General features: G+C 57.5%; 16 protein-coding genes. 7 read left to right on the forward strand and 9 right to left on the reverse strand.

The window, feature by feature from the left end; translation table 11 throughout:
- Positions 1-176 precede the first annotated feature (176 nt).
- Positions 177-1,364, forward strand: coding sequence for a serine hydrolase domain-containing protein (locus V9G17_07030; protein ID MEI2752341.1), 1,188 nt, complete (start codon positions 177-179; stop codon positions 1,362-1,364).
- 449 nt (positions 1,365-1,813) lie between these two features.
- A complete protein-coding gene (locus V9G17_07035; GenBank protein MEI2752342.1) occupies positions 1,814-2,584 on the forward strand; it encodes an IS5 family transposase in 771 nt (256 codons plus the stop codon).
- Positions 2,585-2,592: 8 nt separating this feature from the next.
- On the opposite strand, the gene V9G17_07040 is transcribed toward V9G17_07035, so the two are convergent.
- Positions 2,593-3,285, reverse strand: coding sequence for a Crp/Fnr family transcriptional regulator (locus V9G17_07040; GenBank protein ID MEI2752343.1), 693 nt, complete (start codon positions 3,283-3,285; stop codon positions 2,593-2,595).
- Positions 3,286-3,763: 478 nt separating this feature from the next.
- Between V9G17_07040 and V9G17_07045 the strand changes: the two genes are divergently transcribed.
- Both V9G17_07045 and arsS read left to right on the forward strand, forming a co-directional pair.
- Positions 3,764-4,951, forward strand: coding sequence for a methyltransferase domain-containing protein (locus V9G17_07045; GenBank protein ID MEI2752344.1), 1,188 nt, complete (start codon positions 3,764-3,766; stop codon positions 4,949-4,951).
- A gap of 30 nt (positions 4,952-4,981) precedes the next feature.
- Entirely contained in the window at positions 4,982-6,019 is a 1,038-nt protein-coding gene (gene arsS / locus V9G17_07050) for an arsenosugar biosynthesis radical SAM (seleno)protein ArsS (GenBank protein ID MEI2752345.1), read from the forward strand.
- Here the strand turns inward: arsS and V9G17_07055 are convergent.
- From V9G17_07055 to V9G17_07070, 4 genes are read right to left on the reverse strand one after another with little or no spacing between them, the layout of a single operon-like run.
- Complete coding sequence (locus tag V9G17_07055; GenBank protein ID MEI2752346.1) at positions 6,016-6,456, reverse strand: arsenate reductase ArsC; 441 nt, start codon at positions 6,454-6,456, stop codon at positions 6,016-6,018. The two genes, arsS and V9G17_07055, sit on opposite strands and share 4 nt — an antisense overlap.
- A complete protein-coding gene (gene arsB / locus V9G17_07060) occupies positions 6,453-7,547 on the reverse strand; it encodes an ACR3 family arsenite efflux transporter (GenBank protein ID MEI2752347.1) in 1,095 nt (364 codons plus the stop codon). The genes V9G17_07055 and arsB overlap by 4 nt, the downstream gene beginning before the upstream one ends.
- Positions 7,548-7,582: 35 nt before the next feature.
- Positions 7,583-8,407, reverse strand: a complete 825-nt coding sequence (locus tag V9G17_07065) for an arsenite methyltransferase (GenBank protein MEI2752348.1) — start codon at positions 8,405-8,407, stop codon at positions 7,583-7,585.
- A gap of 56 nt (positions 8,408-8,463) precedes the next feature.
- Positions 8,464-8,820 carry a metalloregulator ArsR/SmtB family transcription factor gene (locus V9G17_07070; protein MEI2752349.1) on the reverse strand — a complete coding sequence of 119 codons (357 nt, stop codon included), beginning with the start codon at positions 8,818-8,820 and terminating at the stop codon, positions 8,464-8,466.
- A gap of 90 nt (positions 8,821-8,910) precedes the next feature.
- Between V9G17_07070 and hflK the strand changes: the two genes are divergently transcribed.
- Together hflK and V9G17_07080 are read left to right on the forward strand one after the other, a co-directional pair.
- Complete coding sequence (hflK, locus tag V9G17_07075) at positions 8,911-9,948, forward strand: FtsH protease activity modulator HflK (protein ID MEI2752350.1); 1,038 nt, start codon at positions 8,911-8,913, stop codon at positions 9,946-9,948.
- Positions 9,945-10,805 (forward strand): protease modulator HflC, encoded by an 861-nt coding sequence (locus tag V9G17_07080; GenBank protein ID MEI2752351.1) that lies wholly within the window; start codon positions 9,945-9,947, stop codon positions 10,803-10,805. The genes hflK and V9G17_07080 overlap by 4 nt, the downstream gene beginning before the upstream one ends.
- A gap of 7 nt (positions 10,806-10,812) precedes the next feature.
- On the opposite strand, the gene V9G17_07085 is transcribed toward V9G17_07080, so the two are convergent.
- The 3 genes from V9G17_07085 to cutA all read right to left on the reverse strand — a co-directional run bounded on the left by V9G17_07085 (position 10,813) and on the right by cutA (position 14,124).
- Positions 10,813-12,495 carry a formate--tetrahydrofolate ligase gene (locus V9G17_07085; protein MEI2752352.1) on the reverse strand — a complete coding sequence of 561 codons (1,683 nt, stop codon included), beginning with the start codon at positions 12,493-12,495 and terminating at the stop codon, positions 10,813-10,815.
- Positions 12,496-12,690: 195 nt separating this feature from the next.
- Positions 12,691-13,710 (reverse strand): M23 family metallopeptidase, encoded by a 1,020-nt coding sequence (locus V9G17_07090; protein MEI2752353.1) that lies wholly within the window; start codon positions 13,708-13,710, stop codon positions 12,691-12,693.
- Positions 13,711-13,827: 117 nt separating this feature from the next.
- Positions 13,828-14,124: a divalent-cation tolerance protein CutA gene (gene cutA / locus V9G17_07095; protein MEI2752354.1), complete on the reverse strand. Its 297-nt coding sequence runs from the start codon at positions 14,122-14,124 to the stop codon at positions 13,828-13,830.
- 389 nt (positions 14,125-14,513) lie between these two features.
- On the opposite strand from cutA, the gene V9G17_07100 reads away from it, so the two are divergent.
- The gene (locus V9G17_07100; GenBank protein ID MEI2752355.1) at positions 14,514-14,834 is read left to right on the forward strand and encodes a rhodanese-like domain-containing protein; all 321 of its coding nucleotides are present in this window, start codon (positions 14,514-14,516) and stop codon (positions 14,832-14,834) included.
- A 9-nt stretch (positions 14,835-14,843) separates the two neighbouring features.
- Here the strand turns inward: V9G17_07100 and V9G17_07105 are convergent, their stop codons facing one another.
- Positions 14,844-15,767 carry an SDR family oxidoreductase gene (locus tag V9G17_07105; protein MEI2752356.1) on the reverse strand — a complete coding sequence of 308 codons (924 nt, stop codon included), beginning with the start codon at positions 15,765-15,767 and terminating at the stop codon, positions 14,844-14,846.
- Positions 15,768-15,850: the final 83 nt, after the last annotated feature.

Below are 15,850 nucleotides of genomic sequence, written 5' to 3' on the forward strand. Positions count from 1 at the left end.
CCATCCAAGAGGAACTGCAGCGCCTGCTTGGCATGTCGGTGGATGTGCTGACGCCCTACGCATGGACCCAGCCTTCACCCCACCGCACGACGACATTTCTTGGTTGGTCATGTACACCATGCGCAATCGCGGCTCGCACGGTTACGAACATGTCATGAAACCGGAAAGGAGTAAAAATGAAGACCTCCATCTCAAATTCTAACCAACTGGTCGAACCCAGTGACGCTGGCCTGAACGCCGACGCACTAACCTGCCTGGATGCCGTCATCCAATCCTATATCGACAACGGCGACAACTACGGCGCGTCGATTATCATTGCCCGTGGCGGCAAGATTGGGCACCAGAAAACCTTTGGCACGGTTGCTCCCGAGCGGGCAACCGCGCACGACGACATTTTCATGACTATGTCGCTGGCCAAGTCCTACACCGCCGCACTGGTGTTGCGCGCTATCGATCAGGGTCGCTTCACGCTCGACACTAAGATTGACAGCCTGATTCCTGGTTTTGCGCAGGGCGGCAAACAAGAGGTCACGGTGCAGATGCTGCTGACGCACACCGCTGGGGTCTATAACCTGATCGCGTTGCCACCCCCCCATCCACTGGCAGAAAACGGCATTTTGAGAAAAACGGTTGAGATCGCCAAAATCACCCCCGCAACCTATAAACCTGGCACTGCATGCGCCTACACCCCGATGGCTGGAATCAATACGCTGGGCTGGCTGTTGGTGGTGACCGACCCCAAGGGGCGGCAATTTCGAGATATTGCACACGAGGATTTGTTCGAGCCGTTAGGGATGGTGAATTCCAGCTTCGGCATCGACCCAAAGAATCCCCGCCGGGTTCCCATGTCCTATACCCCGAAGCGGACAGTACCGACCACCCCACAGGTGGTGGCCATGCTAGAAGCCATTTCGCTCGGCGATGCCGAGATGCCTTCGGGCGGTGGCCATTCCAGCAGTACCGATGTATTTCGCTTTGCCGACACCATGCGCCAGCGTGGCAGCAGCAATGGGTACCGCTTAATCTCTCCTGCGCTTTTCGAGTACGCGGCGAAGAATCACACAGGGGATATGGTCAACGGAGCGTGGGTCTCAGCCTGTCTTGCTGAAGGTCGGCCACCGTATCGCGCCAATTTCTCGTTGCTTGGCGGCTATTGCCGGGACAAGGGCGACTACTTAACACCCATGGGCTATACAGCCTCGCCGCGTGCCATTGGCGCGATGGGCGGTGGCTCAACGATGTGGATGGTAGACCCAGAGCGTGACTTGACCATCGCATTTCTGTCGGCGGGCTTCATCGATGGGCTGCAGCACACGGATCGTTGCTCACGCATCAATGACCTCGCGCTGGCGGCTTGCGAGTAAAGAGGTGGCTCCGGTTGGTTGGACAGTTTCTGTCCAGTTATAAGTGGTGCCTGACGGTATGCGCCGACGCGGCCGTGGGCCGTGCTGGCAAGGGCTCCCAATACACACGATCGGGTGTGCGTTCGTCGCCTGACCACATTGTAGAGCGTCACGTAGTGTGCAGTCCCGGCCTGAGCATCGCGGGCAATCTCGTAGGCATGGGGGTGGCCCTCTTCATAAGGGCGACCTGCGCCTTACAAGGCGCTCCGAGATTGCGTCTTGCTCTCTTCATTGCCTCGCTCCTTTGGTTCGCCACCACCCGGTGACACCAGGTTGCCGCTTACCATACTGTCCAAATTCAGGAGCTCCCGCTGGCTCGCCTGCGGGTCGGAGAGAAATACTGGGGTGGGACGCTAGAACCTATCTCAAAATAGTTGACGGCCTGACCTTCCACCCGTATAAGTCCGGGCATGCTGCGGCTGCGGGACGATCAATGGGAGCGGATTCGCGCACACTTTCCTGAAGAGCACATTCCCGACTCCCGACTGGGGCGCAAACCCCTCCCGACTCGGGCCGTCCTGGAGGCGGTGCTCTGGATTCTGAACACCGACGCCCAGTGGCACTTCCTGCCGCAGTGCTCTCCCAACTACAAAACCGTCCATCGCCGATTCCAACAATGGTGTCAGCGGGAGGTGCTGCGAGAGGTCCTCACACAGTTGGCCAATGCGCTGCGCGAGGAAGGGACGATCGATGAACGGGAGAGTTTCATCGACGCCACCTTTGCGTCGGCCAAGGGCGGCGGCGAGGCCATCGGGCTCACCAAACGCGGTAAAGACGTGAAGATCCTCGCGATTGTGGATCGGCACGGGCTGCCCCTCTCGGTCAGTACGCATGCCGCCCATCATCATGAAGTCACCTTGGTCCAGCTGAGTTACGACTTCTATATGCTCGAGGCCAAGCCGGAACATCTCATTGGCGATCGGGCGTATGACAGCGACGGCCTCGATGACGAGCTTCAGCAAGATGGCGTCAACATGATCGCGCCGCACCGGTCCACTCGTAAACTGAAAACCCAAGATGGCCGCCACCTACGTCGATATGAACACCGATGGCTCGTCGAACGCTTCGTTGCCTGGCTGCAGTGGAAGCGGCGCCTCCTCATTCGCTGGGAATACGACGCCACGAATTTCCTCGGATTTGTCCAGCTCGCCTGTATCACCATGCTCCTCAAACAATTTTGAGATAGGTTCTAGGCAGCTAGGCCAATCAGCGCTTCCAAGTTGAGGATCACGATGGTGCGGCCGTCCATGTGAATGAGACCCTCATCACGAAACTGCCCAAGCGTGTTGCTCACGGTTTCACGGCTGCAGCCGATGAGATTCGCCATTTCTTGATGCGTCAACCTGGCCTTGAGTCGAATCTCCGGCTCTCCCCCGCCCTTTTCGGCCCTCCCCAATTCTGCCAGTAGATGGGCAAGACGGGCAGGAACATCTCGAAAGACGAGGTTCTCCACTCGCGTCTGAAACTTCTTGAGCCGCAAGCCGATGAGCTTGGTCAGCTTGATTGTCACACTGGGATGCGTGGCGAGGTACCGATCAAATTCTTTCCGTGGAATCACACAAATGAGCGCATCGTCGAGAGCCTCCGCTGAGGTCGAACGGGGTACGTCGTCCAGCGCGTCGAGTTCTCCAAATACTTCCCCTGCCTCCAAAATGTCGAAGGTCACTTCCTTCCCGCTGGGCGCCGTATTGGCAATTTTCACGCGCCCTCGCTTGAGGAGATACACATTGCTGCTCGGATCGCCAGGGAGATAGAGAGGCTGCCGTTTCTTAATCTCTTTCATATGCGTAATTTTCTCCATCGCTTGCATCTCGGACGGAGAAATATCATCAAACAATCGAATGTGTTTCAGAAACCAGAGTTTGTTCGGAAGCGATGTCATTCGTGCTATCGAACCACTAAGTGACGCCGCCACAGCCTACCGAATCTTCTGGAGAGGAGGCAAGGGAGGACCCGACGAAGCACCTCCCGTGCTTTGTAAGCCACCTCACAGATTGGAATGATCAGGATGGGATACGGTGACAATCGGTATCGGCATTCACCGGGTGCCTCCATGAAGCAGACCGTGAAGCGCCACGGTGAGTGTATCTCTAGTGAAAAAGAGTGCCGCATGTCTAACGTTGCGATCATCCGAGTTTCAAGAAACTGGTCTCGCAAGGGATACCAGATCATGACGTTCTAAGCCGGTGCGACGACGGGAGGTCGACAGGAGGGCCGTGCCTGCCGGAGGCCCTCCGTCGGGTGTTTGGCTAGACAGGGCTGGATGGGGAAACGGCACAGATAGGACCACATTGACCTCGAACGAGAAGGGTTGGTACATAGACGCATCCCCATCGATGAATTGAGACGAGAGGACACCCATGCCGATAGACGATATCACCCAGAAAGTCAGTGATCGCTATGCCCGTGCTGCCGCAACCGGTGAGCAGATGTGTTGCCCGACCGGGTACGACTTTGCTGACCTCAAGTCCTTTGTGCCGGAAGAAGTCCTGACCATCTCCTACGGCTGCGGCACTCCTGCCGGACTGAACACCGTTCAAGCAGGGGAAACCGTGCTGGACATCGGCTCCGGCGGGGGGATCGACTGTTTTGAAGCGGCGCGCCGCGTGGGCCCCACCGGCCGGGTCATCGGCATCGACATGACGGACACCATGTTGGAAATTGCACGGCGCAACGCGCCCATCGTCGCCGGAAACTTAGGCTATGCAACATCGAATATCGAGTTCCGCAAGGGCATGGCCGATGCCATGCCGGTGGAGGATGCCAGCGTCGATCTGATCATTTCCAACTGTGTGATCAACCTGGCCCCCGACAAGCGCAAAGTCTTCCGCGAAATGTACCGCGTGATCAAGCCGGGCGGCCGGTTTACGATTTCCGACATCGTCTCGGACCAGGTGGTGCCGCAATACCTGGTGCATGATGCAGCCAAGTGGGGCGATTGCCTGTCCGGAGCATTGCAGGTGCAGGACTACATCGGCGGGATGGTCGATGCGGGATTTCGGGCCGTCCACCAGATCAAATTCGCGCCCTGGCAGTCGATCGACGGCATCCATTTCCTCTCGGTGACGCTCACCGGATACAAGTTTCCAGCCATCGCCGAGGAGAAGGCCCCCTCGTATGCCACCCTCTGCGGTCCCTTCTCGAGTGTCACGGACGAAATGGGGCAACGGTACGAACGCGGCGTGCCCCAACGCATCGATGGCCCCAGCGCGCAACTGTTGCAGAGCGAGCCGCTTCGTTCGCTGTTTCTTCTCGGCCCCGCGCCCGTCACACTCGCCGCCACCGACCCGCGCTGGTGCGCGATCCTTCCGGAGCAGAAACCCTGCGTCTGGCAAGGCGCCTATGCCATTCTCACCGGACCGATCATCAGCGCCGAGGACGACGATCATCACCAGTACTACCGAGGCGTGCCCTTGGAAATCTGTTCAAAGACCCTCCAAGTCCTGACACAGGAGGCCTATCGCCCTCACTTCACGATCTACCAGCGAGCCTCGGCAGGTGTGGACGGCACGGAAGTCGCGTGCAGCCCGACCGGCGGTTGTTGTTGAGCCCCCGATGATGAGGAAAGGATCGATCCGATGGGTCTAAGCCTGCTCGCTCGACGGGATCCACTCGCTGCCGCGTCTGAACAACTGCGCCTCCTGGCCCAAACGACCGCTTGTCAGCCATTTGAGACGGCTCTCGATCGGGTCGGGCTCTATCCGCTGGAGGCGACTGGCATCACCACGCTCCAACTCAACCTCGGGAAATTGTGCAATCAAACCTGCCGTCATTGTCATGTAGACGCGGGACCGGACCGGACGGAAGTCATGTCGAAAGACACCATTGATCTCTGCCTGCAGGCCCTGGCTCGCACGGATATTCCCACTCTGGATATCACGGGCGGCGCACCCGAACTCAATCCGCACTTCCGCTGGCTGGTCAAACAAGCCCGATCGCTAGGCCGACAGGTGCTGGATCGCTGCAATCTTTCCGTACTGCTCCTGCCTTCGCAAGCCGACCTGGGGGAGTTTCTCGCGCAGCACCGCGTGGAGGTTATCGCGTCGCTGCCGTCCTATCAGGCCACACAGACGGACGCACAACGCGGCGAGGGTATTTTCGAGAAGTCGATGGAGGCCCTTCGATTATTGAACCGATTGGGCTACGGCAACGAAGGAAGCGGGCTCACGCTGAATCTGGTGTACAACCCGGTCGGTGCCTTTTTACCGCCGAAGCAGGACGGCATCGAAGCCAAGTTCCGGAAAGAGCTGGCCACCCGCCACGGCGTCAGCTTCACGCACCTCTACACTATCACCAATATGCCCATCAGCCGATTTCTGGAGTTCCTCCTGGAGAGCGGCAACTACGAAGGATACATGGAACGGCTTGCGGCGGCCTTCAACCCGGCCGCGGCGACGGGCGTCATGTGCCGCTACACGCTGTCGGTCGGATGGGACGGGACCCTCTACGATTGCGACTTCAATCAGATGCTGGAATTGCCGGTCTCGCAGGGCGCCCCTCGACACATTCGAAACTTCGATCCCGCACGTTTGCACCATCGGCCGATCGTGACGAGGAACCACTGCTACGGGTGCACGGCCGGCTCCGGTTCCTCCTGCGGCGGCGCCGTCACCTAGCGAGGACCTGCCGCGAGCGGCTGTCCCTCTTGATCCAGAAAGCCCTTGATCTGCCCAAGAATCTCGTCGCGCACACGCCGGAACAGCTGCAGACGAGTCGCATCCGAATCGGTGGCTGCCGCCGGATCGTCGAAACTCCAATGCAACAGATGCGTGCTCCCTGGCCACCTTGGGCAGGATTCCTTGGCCCGGTCGCAGACCGTGATGACGTGGTCGAACGGCTGCGTCAGAAATTCGGAAACCTGCTTCGAGCGATGGGCCGAAATGTCGATGCCGACCTCAGCCATCGCGTCGACCGAACCAGGATTCAAGCCGACCGGGTGCGTACCCGCACTGAACACCTCAAACCGATCGCCCGCCAGATGCCGCAACCACCCCTCCGCCATCTGACTGCGCGCGGAGTTGCCGGTACAGAGGAATAACACTCGTGCCTTCATGCGCCGACCTCCTGACCGAACCAATGCCTGGTGCGGTTGCACACCGTGCAGACCGACAACATGACCGGCACTTCCACCAACACCCCGACCACCGTTGCCAATGCAGCACCGGACTCCGGCCCAAAGAGGGCGATAGCGGTCGCCACAGCTAATTCGAAAAAGTTGCTGGCACCGATGAGCGCGCCCGGCGCAGCGATCGCGTAGGGAACCCGCCACCGATGCATCAGGCCATAGGCCAGCGACGAATTCATGTAGACCTGGAGGAGAATCGGCACCGCGATCAACACAACATGTACGGTCTTCCCTAGAATATTCTGCGATTGAAACGCGAAGATACACACCAACGTGAGGAGCAGCGCCACGATCGTCACCGGCGCGAATCGAGGCAACAGTTGCTCCTCCATCCACCGCAGCCCATACCGGCGGACCAGCCACAGTCGGAGGCCGGCGCCGACAATCAATGGAATCACGATAAAGATCGCCACCGAGTACAATAGGACATCGAACGGAACGGCCAACGATGAGGCGCCGCTCACCAGCAGCCCGACAATCGGAACAAAAAGCACCAACATGATCAGGTCGTTCACGGCCACCTGGACAAGCGTGTAGGCGGGATCCCCGTCCGTCAGGTAACTCCACACAAACACCATTGCCGTGCAGGGCGCCGCAGCCAGGATAATGGTGCCGGCGATGTATTGATCGGCCTCGGCCGGTGAAATCCAGGCTGCGAAGACGTACCTGAAAAACACCCAGGCGAAGAACGCCATGGAGAAGGGCTTCACCACCCAATTCACAAACAGGGTGATCAGCAGCCCGACCGGTCGCTTGCCCACATCACGAATCGAGGCAAACTCAACCTTCATCATCATCGGCACAATCATCAGCCAGATGAGCACGGCAATCGGCAGATTGATGTGACTGCCCTGCCCGATCTCAGCCCCTCGCAGGCTGGACACCAAACCGGGCATCGCCTGCCCGATCAGCACGCCTATCACCATGCAGAGTGCCACCCAGAGGGTGAGATACCGTTCAAAAAACGACAGCCGTTTCGTGGTCACCTGCGGCGCATCGACCGGTAATGCGAGTTCCATAGCGCGCTCCTTCATGCATGCACGACTCGGCGGAGTTAGACAGTGCTTGCCGGTTTCTTGGCTCGAATGAATGCACTCATGAACTTGCCCTCGACTTGGGCCACGAATAGCTCGCTGGAGAGGTCTGTGCTGACCAGCAATTCCTTCACGTCATTGGCGTGGTAAATACGCGTCGGTTCCATTCCGATCTCGATAAACCCCGCCTGAGCCAACAAGTCTCGATACTCCGTCTCTTCCAACGCGCCCGCCACACAACCGGCCCACAATTCGAGATTCCGTCGGATCTCCGAGGGAACCGCCCCTCGCACCACGATATCGGACAACGCCAGCCGGCCTCCCGGACGGAGCACGCGAAACGCCTCCGCCAGCACGCGTTCCTTTTCGCCGGACAAATTCACGACGCAATTGCTGATGATCACATCCACGGAACGATCGGGCAGCGGAATGTGTTCGATTTCGCCCTTCAGAAACTCGACATTTTCCACGCCGGCGGTACGCTGATTTTCCCTGGCCAACGCCAACATCTCCTCGGTCATATCCAACCCATAGGCTTTCCCCGTCGGACCGACTCGCTTGGCGGAGAGCAGCACATCGATTCCGCCGCCGGACCCCAGATCCAACACCGTCTCACCCGCATGCAGTTCAGCCAGGGCCGTCGGATTCCCGCAGCCCAGCGATGCCGCCACCGCGTCCGCCGGCAACCCCTGACGCTCCTGATCTGAATACAGATTCGACGTGATTGGATCGACATTCATTAGCGCAGGGGAAGCTCCGCAGCAGGAACTGCCTCCGCTCTTGGCTCTTGCGGCCGCTTCACCATACTTTTCCTTGACCAACTCTCGAATCGCTTGTGCGTCCATTTCGGCTCCTCCTCTCAATTCATCAATTTTACTTGATCTATTAGGCGCAAAAAAAATCAGCAGCAGCCGGAGGTGCGACGCGCCCGCCTTGCCTGTTTGAACGAATCGACGAGCTCATCCAGTTCGACAAGGGCGGCGGCGTTCACGGCATAATACATCCATCGGCCTTCACGTCGATCCACGATCATCCCCGCATCTTTGAGCACCTTCAGGTGAAATGAGAGCCGAGACTGCCCGGCCTGCAGGCGATCCGTCAGTTCGCAGACACAACACTCGCCCTCTTTCAGCTCGTCCAAAATCTCCAAACGGGTTTGATCCGCAAGTGCATGGAACAATTCCGCAGCCCGTGTTGGATTTCGTACCGTGCTTCCCTTCATGGCAAAAATATATATCAATAAATATTGATCAGTCAAGCAGGCGCCTTTATGTGTTGCTCGCCGGTCCTCACTTTGCTAAGGTGACTCGCTGGCGACATTGCCATCCCCACTGAATTGAGCCACCACATGGTTTGGGACCCCAAAGACCCTTGGAGCAAGAAGGGCGACGATTTGGATCAGGCCTTTAAGCAGGCCCAGGGCCAACTTCGCAATTTGCTGCCTACCGGCGGTTTTCGCAATCTCCTCCTCGTCGCCTTCACGGTCTTCCTCATCTGGCAGAGCGCATTTATTGTGGCGCCGGACGAAGAAGGCGTGGTGAAACGGTTCGGCATCCCCGTGCGCGTCGTGGATCCTGGCCCACACATGAAAATCCCCGTCGTCGAAAGCGTGTTGCAACCGAAGGTGGCCAAACTGCATCGGGTGGAAATCGGCTTTCGAACCGATCGTCAAGCGCGCCAGCAGATGGTGCCTCAGGAAGCCCTCATGCTGACCGGCGATATGAACATCCTGGCGATTGAATTTATCGTTCAATATAAGATCAAGAGTTCCCGCGAGTACCTGTTCAATGTCGCGGACATCGACGACACGATCGGGAAAGCCGCGGAAGCGTCGATGCGGGAAGTCATCGGCAAGAGCAAGATCGACGAAGCGCTGACGACCGGCAAGGCGCAAATCCAGCACGACACGCAGGAACTGCTGCAACACATTCTGGATGACTACAAGACCGGCGTGCAGGTAGCCGCGGTCCAGCTACAGGATGTCGACCCGCCCGAAGCCGTGGCAGCCGCATTCAAAGACGTCACCAACGCCAAGGAAGACCGCGAAAAGTTGATCAACCAGGCCCAGGGCTATCGCAACGACATCACCCCCAAAGCCAAAGGTGAGGCGGCGCAGTTGGTGAACCAGGCCAAGGGATATGCGCAGGCGCGACTGAATCGATCCCAGGGCGAAGCCAACCGATTCCTCGCGACACTGAAAGAATACAACCAGGCGAAAGACATTATCAGCAAGAGGATCTATATCGAGACCCTGGAAGACGTGCTCCCTCACATCGAAAAATTCGTCCTGGATGGCAAAGGAGCGGACCGTACGCTGCCGTACCTGCCACTCGATCGGTTCTCCAAACCGGCCCCATCCAGCTCGACACAGGAGCGCACGCCATGAGCAGACAAGGATTTTTGTTAGCATTCGTCGGCATTGTGCTCGGGCTGCTTATCCTCGGTGCGTCGCCTTTTTACATCGTCGATGTCACCCAGAATGCCATCGTCGTCCAGCTCGGGAAACCGGTCCGGAACGTGACCGAAGGCGGCCTATACCTCAAAGTGCCGTTTATCGAAGAAGTCACCTACTTCGACAAGCGCCTCCTCGACTATGATTCGAATGCGCAAGATGTCATCACCCAGGACAAGAAGACGTTACTGCTGGATAACTTCGCGAAGTGGCGCATCACCGATCCATTAAAGGTCTATCAGGCGTTTCAGAGCCAGCGCGGTGCGCTCCAGCGTTTGCACGATATTATTTACTCGGAACTACGCGTCGAATTAGGCCGACACGATCTGGCCGAAATCGTCTCATCAACCAGGGCACAGCTCATGGCCGTCGTGACCCAGCGCGCCAATGAAAAAGCATCAGCCTATGGTATCGAAATTCAGGACGTTCGGATTAAACGAGCCGACTTGCCTGAGCAGAATGAAAAGGCCGTATTCTCTCGCATGCAAGCCGAGCGGGAACGGCAAGCGAAGCAGTATCGTGCGGAAGGCGCGGAGGAGGCTCAGAAGATCAAGTCTGAAGCCGAGAAAGATCGGGAGATCATCCTTGCAGAGGCCTATCGAGAGTCAGAAGAGCTGCGTGGAGGCGGGGATGCTAAGGCGTTCCGCATCTATGCCGATGCCTATCGCCAGGATCCGCATTTTTTCGAGTTCACCCGTACGATGGAAGCCTATCGTAAGACCCTCAAGGAAAAGACCACCATTCTCGTCAGTCCGGACTCAGAATTCTTCCGGTTCCTGAAACAGCGTTGAGGCGTAGTTAGGCCAGGCCCACAATTTGACCTGATTGCGGATCGACATCGATTCGTTCCCCCGCCGGCTTCTTCGGCAATCCCGGCATCAACTGAATGCCCGAACAGACAGCCGTAAGGAAGCCGGCCCCGGCCAGAATCCGCAGTTCCTGAATCGGCACCGTAAACCCGGAAGGCCGCCCCTTGAGCGCCGGATCATGGGAGAGGGACAACGGCGTCTTTGCCATACAAATGGGAAGCTGATCGAATCCCAATTGCGTCGCAAGCGCCACGTCCCGTTCCGCCCGGGGAGAAAACGACACGCCGGCGGCGCCATAGATCCTGGTGGCAATCGTCTCGATCTTCTGCTTGATGGGCGAGGTCACATCATAGAGATGACTGAATTGCGCGCCTTGCGCAGCAACCTTGACGACCGCCCGGGCCAGCTCCTCGGCTCCTCGCCCGCCATCAGACCAGTGGGTCGACACCGCCGCCGCCGAGGCACCTGCCGCCAAGGCGCGTTCGCACACCCAGCGTAATTCATCGGACGAATCATCTTTGAACGCGTTCACCGCAACCACCACCGGCACGCCATGCGCTCGGACGTTGGCAATATGCTGTTCGAGGTTGGCAAATCCTTGTTCCAGCGCCGCCTGGTTCGGTCCCGTCACACCGGACGGCAACGGGGATCCCGATTTCACGATTCCCCCTCCGCCATGAAGCTTGAGTGCACGCAACGTCGCCACCACTACCCCCGCATCCGGACGAAGACCGGAGGTACGACACTTAATATTGAAGAATTTTTCAGCACCCAAATCACTCCCGAATCCGGCTTCAGTCACCACATAGTCTGCACAACGTAACGCCAACCGATCAGAGACGATCGAACAATTCCCATGGGCGATATTGCCGAATGGCCCGGCATGAACGAATGCCGGTGTCCCTTCCAACGTCTGCACCAAATTCGGCAGTAACGCATCCTTCAACAACACGGCCATCGAGCCAGCACAGCCGAACTCCTCAGCGCGAACCATCTCCCCGCCCTCTCTCAGGCCGACAAGAATTCGGCCCAGACGCTTTCGAAGATCTGCATGGTCGCTCGCCAAGGCCAGCACGGCCATGATTTCCGACGCCTCAGTAATGACAAATGTCCCTGAGCGATGCCCGGTTTCCGCCCCCAAGGTGATGTCCCGAAGCGCCCGGTCACTTACCCCGAGCGCACGAGGCCATTTGATTCCTTGTGGATCAACCTTGAGCGCATTTCCGTGAAAAAGATGGTTGTCGACAAATGCGGAGAGGAGATTGTGGCTCGCTGAAACGGCATGCGCATCGCCGGTGAAATGCAAATTGATCTCTTCCATGGGGTGAACCTGAGCACGGCCGCCTCCAGTGCCTCCCCCTTTGATTCCAAACACAGGCCCCAAAGAGGGCTGCCTCAGCGTCACGACAGCCCGATGACCCAACCGGCATAACCCCATGCTCAACCCAATGGACGTCGTAGTCTTTCCCTCACCAAGCGGCGTCGGATTGATGGCAGTGACCAGGATATACCGCCCCTGCGGTCTGTTCTGAATTCGCTCACTCAACGTGGAGGTGATCTTCGCCTTGTATCGCCCCAGAGGGATCAGGTCATCAGAGTGAAGCCCCAAAGACTGCGCAACTTCAAAAATATGTTTGTGAGTGACAGAACGAGCAATTTCCAGGTCAGTCATGCCATGTCCCTCGTGAGAGCAAGAATTTCAGGAAAGCGCGGAGTATAACACGGCACTCACCCAGATACCGGGCCACAAGGTCCACAGTGAGGAATTGTAGAACGGGCAGTGACGGGAGCCAATCGTGGAGTCATTCGAAGGGAAGGGGGAGGAACGAAATCACTTCATTCGCAGAACGGAAGGAATAGGGGATGGCTAGTCGAGAATAAACTTGGTCGGATCCAGCGCTTGACCGTTCTTCTTCACCATGTAATGAAGGTGCGGGCCTGTTGAAAGACCGGTGCTACCAACTAACGCCACAACATCGCCCCGCTTCACCCGCTGGCCTTCCTTCACCAAGGCCTTGGCCAGGTGTCCATACACTGTCTCAATGCCATATCCGTGGTCCAGCTTGACCATATTACCCATTTTTGAATCAAACGCGACCGTAATCACACGCCCGAGCGCTGGCGCCTGCACGGGGGAATTCGCCTGCGCTCCGATATCAAGACCATCGTGCCAGGCCGGCTTCTCAGTGAAGGGCGACACCCGAGGCCCAAACGCCGAAGTCACCCACCCGCGCACAGGCCAAATGGACGGAGTCGATGCCCATTGAGTCGAACGCTGCTCGGCAACTTGCGTCAGGCTTTCAAGAGCCTCCTCCTGCTGCTTCGCTTCCCGCACAAGGGCATCCAGGCTTTCGCGAACCTGTTGGGTAACCTCTTCGATGCTTTCCGTCGTGAAATCAACCTCAGACTGGTTGATATCGCGGGCATCAGAAACCTGCTGTCGCGATTCCACTCCGCCGGTAGCAGATCCAGCCCCCTGAACACTCGTCTTCCCGTCCGGCAAGGGGCCATCTTCACCGCCACGTCCGTTGGCCAGATCCCCAGCCGGCTTACTCGCATCAATTCCCAACATGACCCGGAGCCGCTGATTCACCTCACCCATGGTCGAAAGACGCTTTTTGAGATCATCAATTGCGGCGGAAAAGGCCGCAGTCTGCTCGCGCGCACCCATCGCCTCAGCCCGGAACGCCGATAGCTGCCATACTTCTCCGGTCCGAATCACATAATGAGAGACAACCAGCAGATCCGCCACAATAAGGATCGCCGCCAGAATGAGAAGCTTGCGCACGAACTTCCGTGGAAAACTAAACCGCAGGGGCTTGGAGGATGACCCTCGAAACACCACAACGGTATAGGCATCACTTGTTTCGGCTGTTTGCTGGCTCATAGAACGCTCTCCCCTTCACGGATTCAACCAAGAATTCAGCAACGGTCTTTTGCAGTGTACTGATCTCAGGCGCGCTGGTCAACCCTTAGTTTTAGGAATTTAGCTTATTAGAATCAACTACTTATGTGTCTCATTCCTGACCCATTCCAAGTAGGGCGCCGCCCCCGCAATGACCGGCAATGCGATGATCTCCGGGGTCGTATAGCTATGATGACGGCGGATCACCGCCTCAAGCTCCGGGTATCGTGCCAGTGTTGTCTTGATGATCATCAAGCATTCATTTTCGACGTTGATGTCATTCTCCCATCGGAAAATCGATCGAACACCATTGAGAATACTTGCACAGGCAGCCAGCCTCGATTCCACGATAATCTTTCCGATTTTCTCGGCCTCTTCTGCCGTACCTGCGGTCACGAAAACCACCACCCCAGAACCATTCGTTTCCACATCTCCCCCACAGCTTAAGCAAATTGCATGCCTCTGAAAAATAGGACTGACACACTATGCTTTATCTATCAACGCCTTACAAGCTATTTGGACCCATTTTCACCCCGGATTACCCTTCAAACACTAGGCAGGATTTGGACATTTCGACAAAAAACGACCATCCCCCTGCGGCATTGCCTGCCGACCCATTACCCAGTCCAACCAATAGGTCGGCACCTCTGCTCCATCCGTCTCCTTCGGTCCGAACACACTACGCCTTGAGATCCCGCCCTCGCGGTCGCTGCCTCGCCACGCCAGAGTTGACACCCCTTTTTCGGCTCCTTATGATCCGACCCTATCATGATGGAGGTGCACCGATGAGTTTCACAATTACCCCAAAAGATCTTAAATCAAGGCTGGATAAAGGCGAGAAGCTTGTCCTGGTGGATGTCCGAGAGCCATGGGAATACGCCATCGCCAAGTTGGAAGGATCCATCCTGGTCCCGCTGGCGACCCTGCAGCAGTCTTTGAGCAAACTGGACCGTAACGCCGAGATTATCGCCGTGTGCCACCACGGGATGAGAAGTGCGGACGCGACAGGATTTCTATTGCAGCAAGGGTTCGGAAACGTGAAAAACCTGATCGGAGGTATCGATGCCTGGTCTACGCAAGTAGACTCATCCGTGCCTCGGTATTAGATCAGGCGGTCAGTCAAGCCCGTCGCGGAAATACTCGACCGTCCGTCGCAAGCCTTCCCGCAAGTCGACTTTAGGTTCCCACCCAAGGTCTCGATGGAGCTTTGCGGAGTCAATGACGCTCCTTGCCTGCTCGCCTCGCTTGGCTGGACCATGCACTTCCTTAAACTCCACCTTCGTCAAATCGACGACGATTTTGAAGAGGTCGTTGACCGACGTCTCAATCCCCGTACCAACGTTGTACACCCCCTCCACTTCGGGGCCCATCGCCATCAGATTCGACTCTACGACATCCTCGACAAACACAAAGTCACGCGTCTGCCGGCCGTTGCCGTTCACCACCGCCTGCTCACCACGCAGCATCTTTTGAATGAAAATGGCGACGACTCCTGCCTCCCCCTCCGGATCCTGCCGCGGGCCGTACACATTCGCATATCGGAGACTCACGATCTGAATACCGCTTAGCCGGTGATAGTAGGATAGGTAATGCTCCCCGCATAACTTGCTGATGCCGTATGGGGACAGCGGCTGAGTGATGTGGGTCTCCGGTGCGGGAAATGCCAGCTGCTCGCCATAGATCGCCCCGCCGGATGACGAGAAGATAACCTTGCGCGCGCCGTGCTTGGATGCTTGCTCCAGCACGTTGAGGGTGCCAAGCACATTGACCTGCGCATCGAACATCGGATCTTCGACCGAACGGCGCACGTTCATCTGCGCCGCCAGGTGAAACACCACCGACGGCCGTTCGTTGCGAAACACCCGCTCCAGCTTGGGATTTTCAATATCAAGTTTGTAGAATTGGGCGGCTTTGGGGACGTTTTTCCGCTTGCCCGTGACAAGATTATCGACCACCACCACCTCGTGCCCCTCTTGGAGCAAACGATCCACGACATGTGACCCGATAAACCCCGCCCCCCCGGTAACCAAGACTTTCATACGTCTCCTCGCCTCTCCTTCGTCTGCGGACCTGCCGGTTCCCAGACCGACCAATTGATGGTCAGCCTACACCTTCTGAAGAC

It is taken from the genome of Nitrospira sp. (assembly GCA_037045225.1).
Lineage (GTDB): Bacteria > Nitrospirota > Nitrospiria > Nitrospirales > Nitrospiraceae > Nitrospira_A.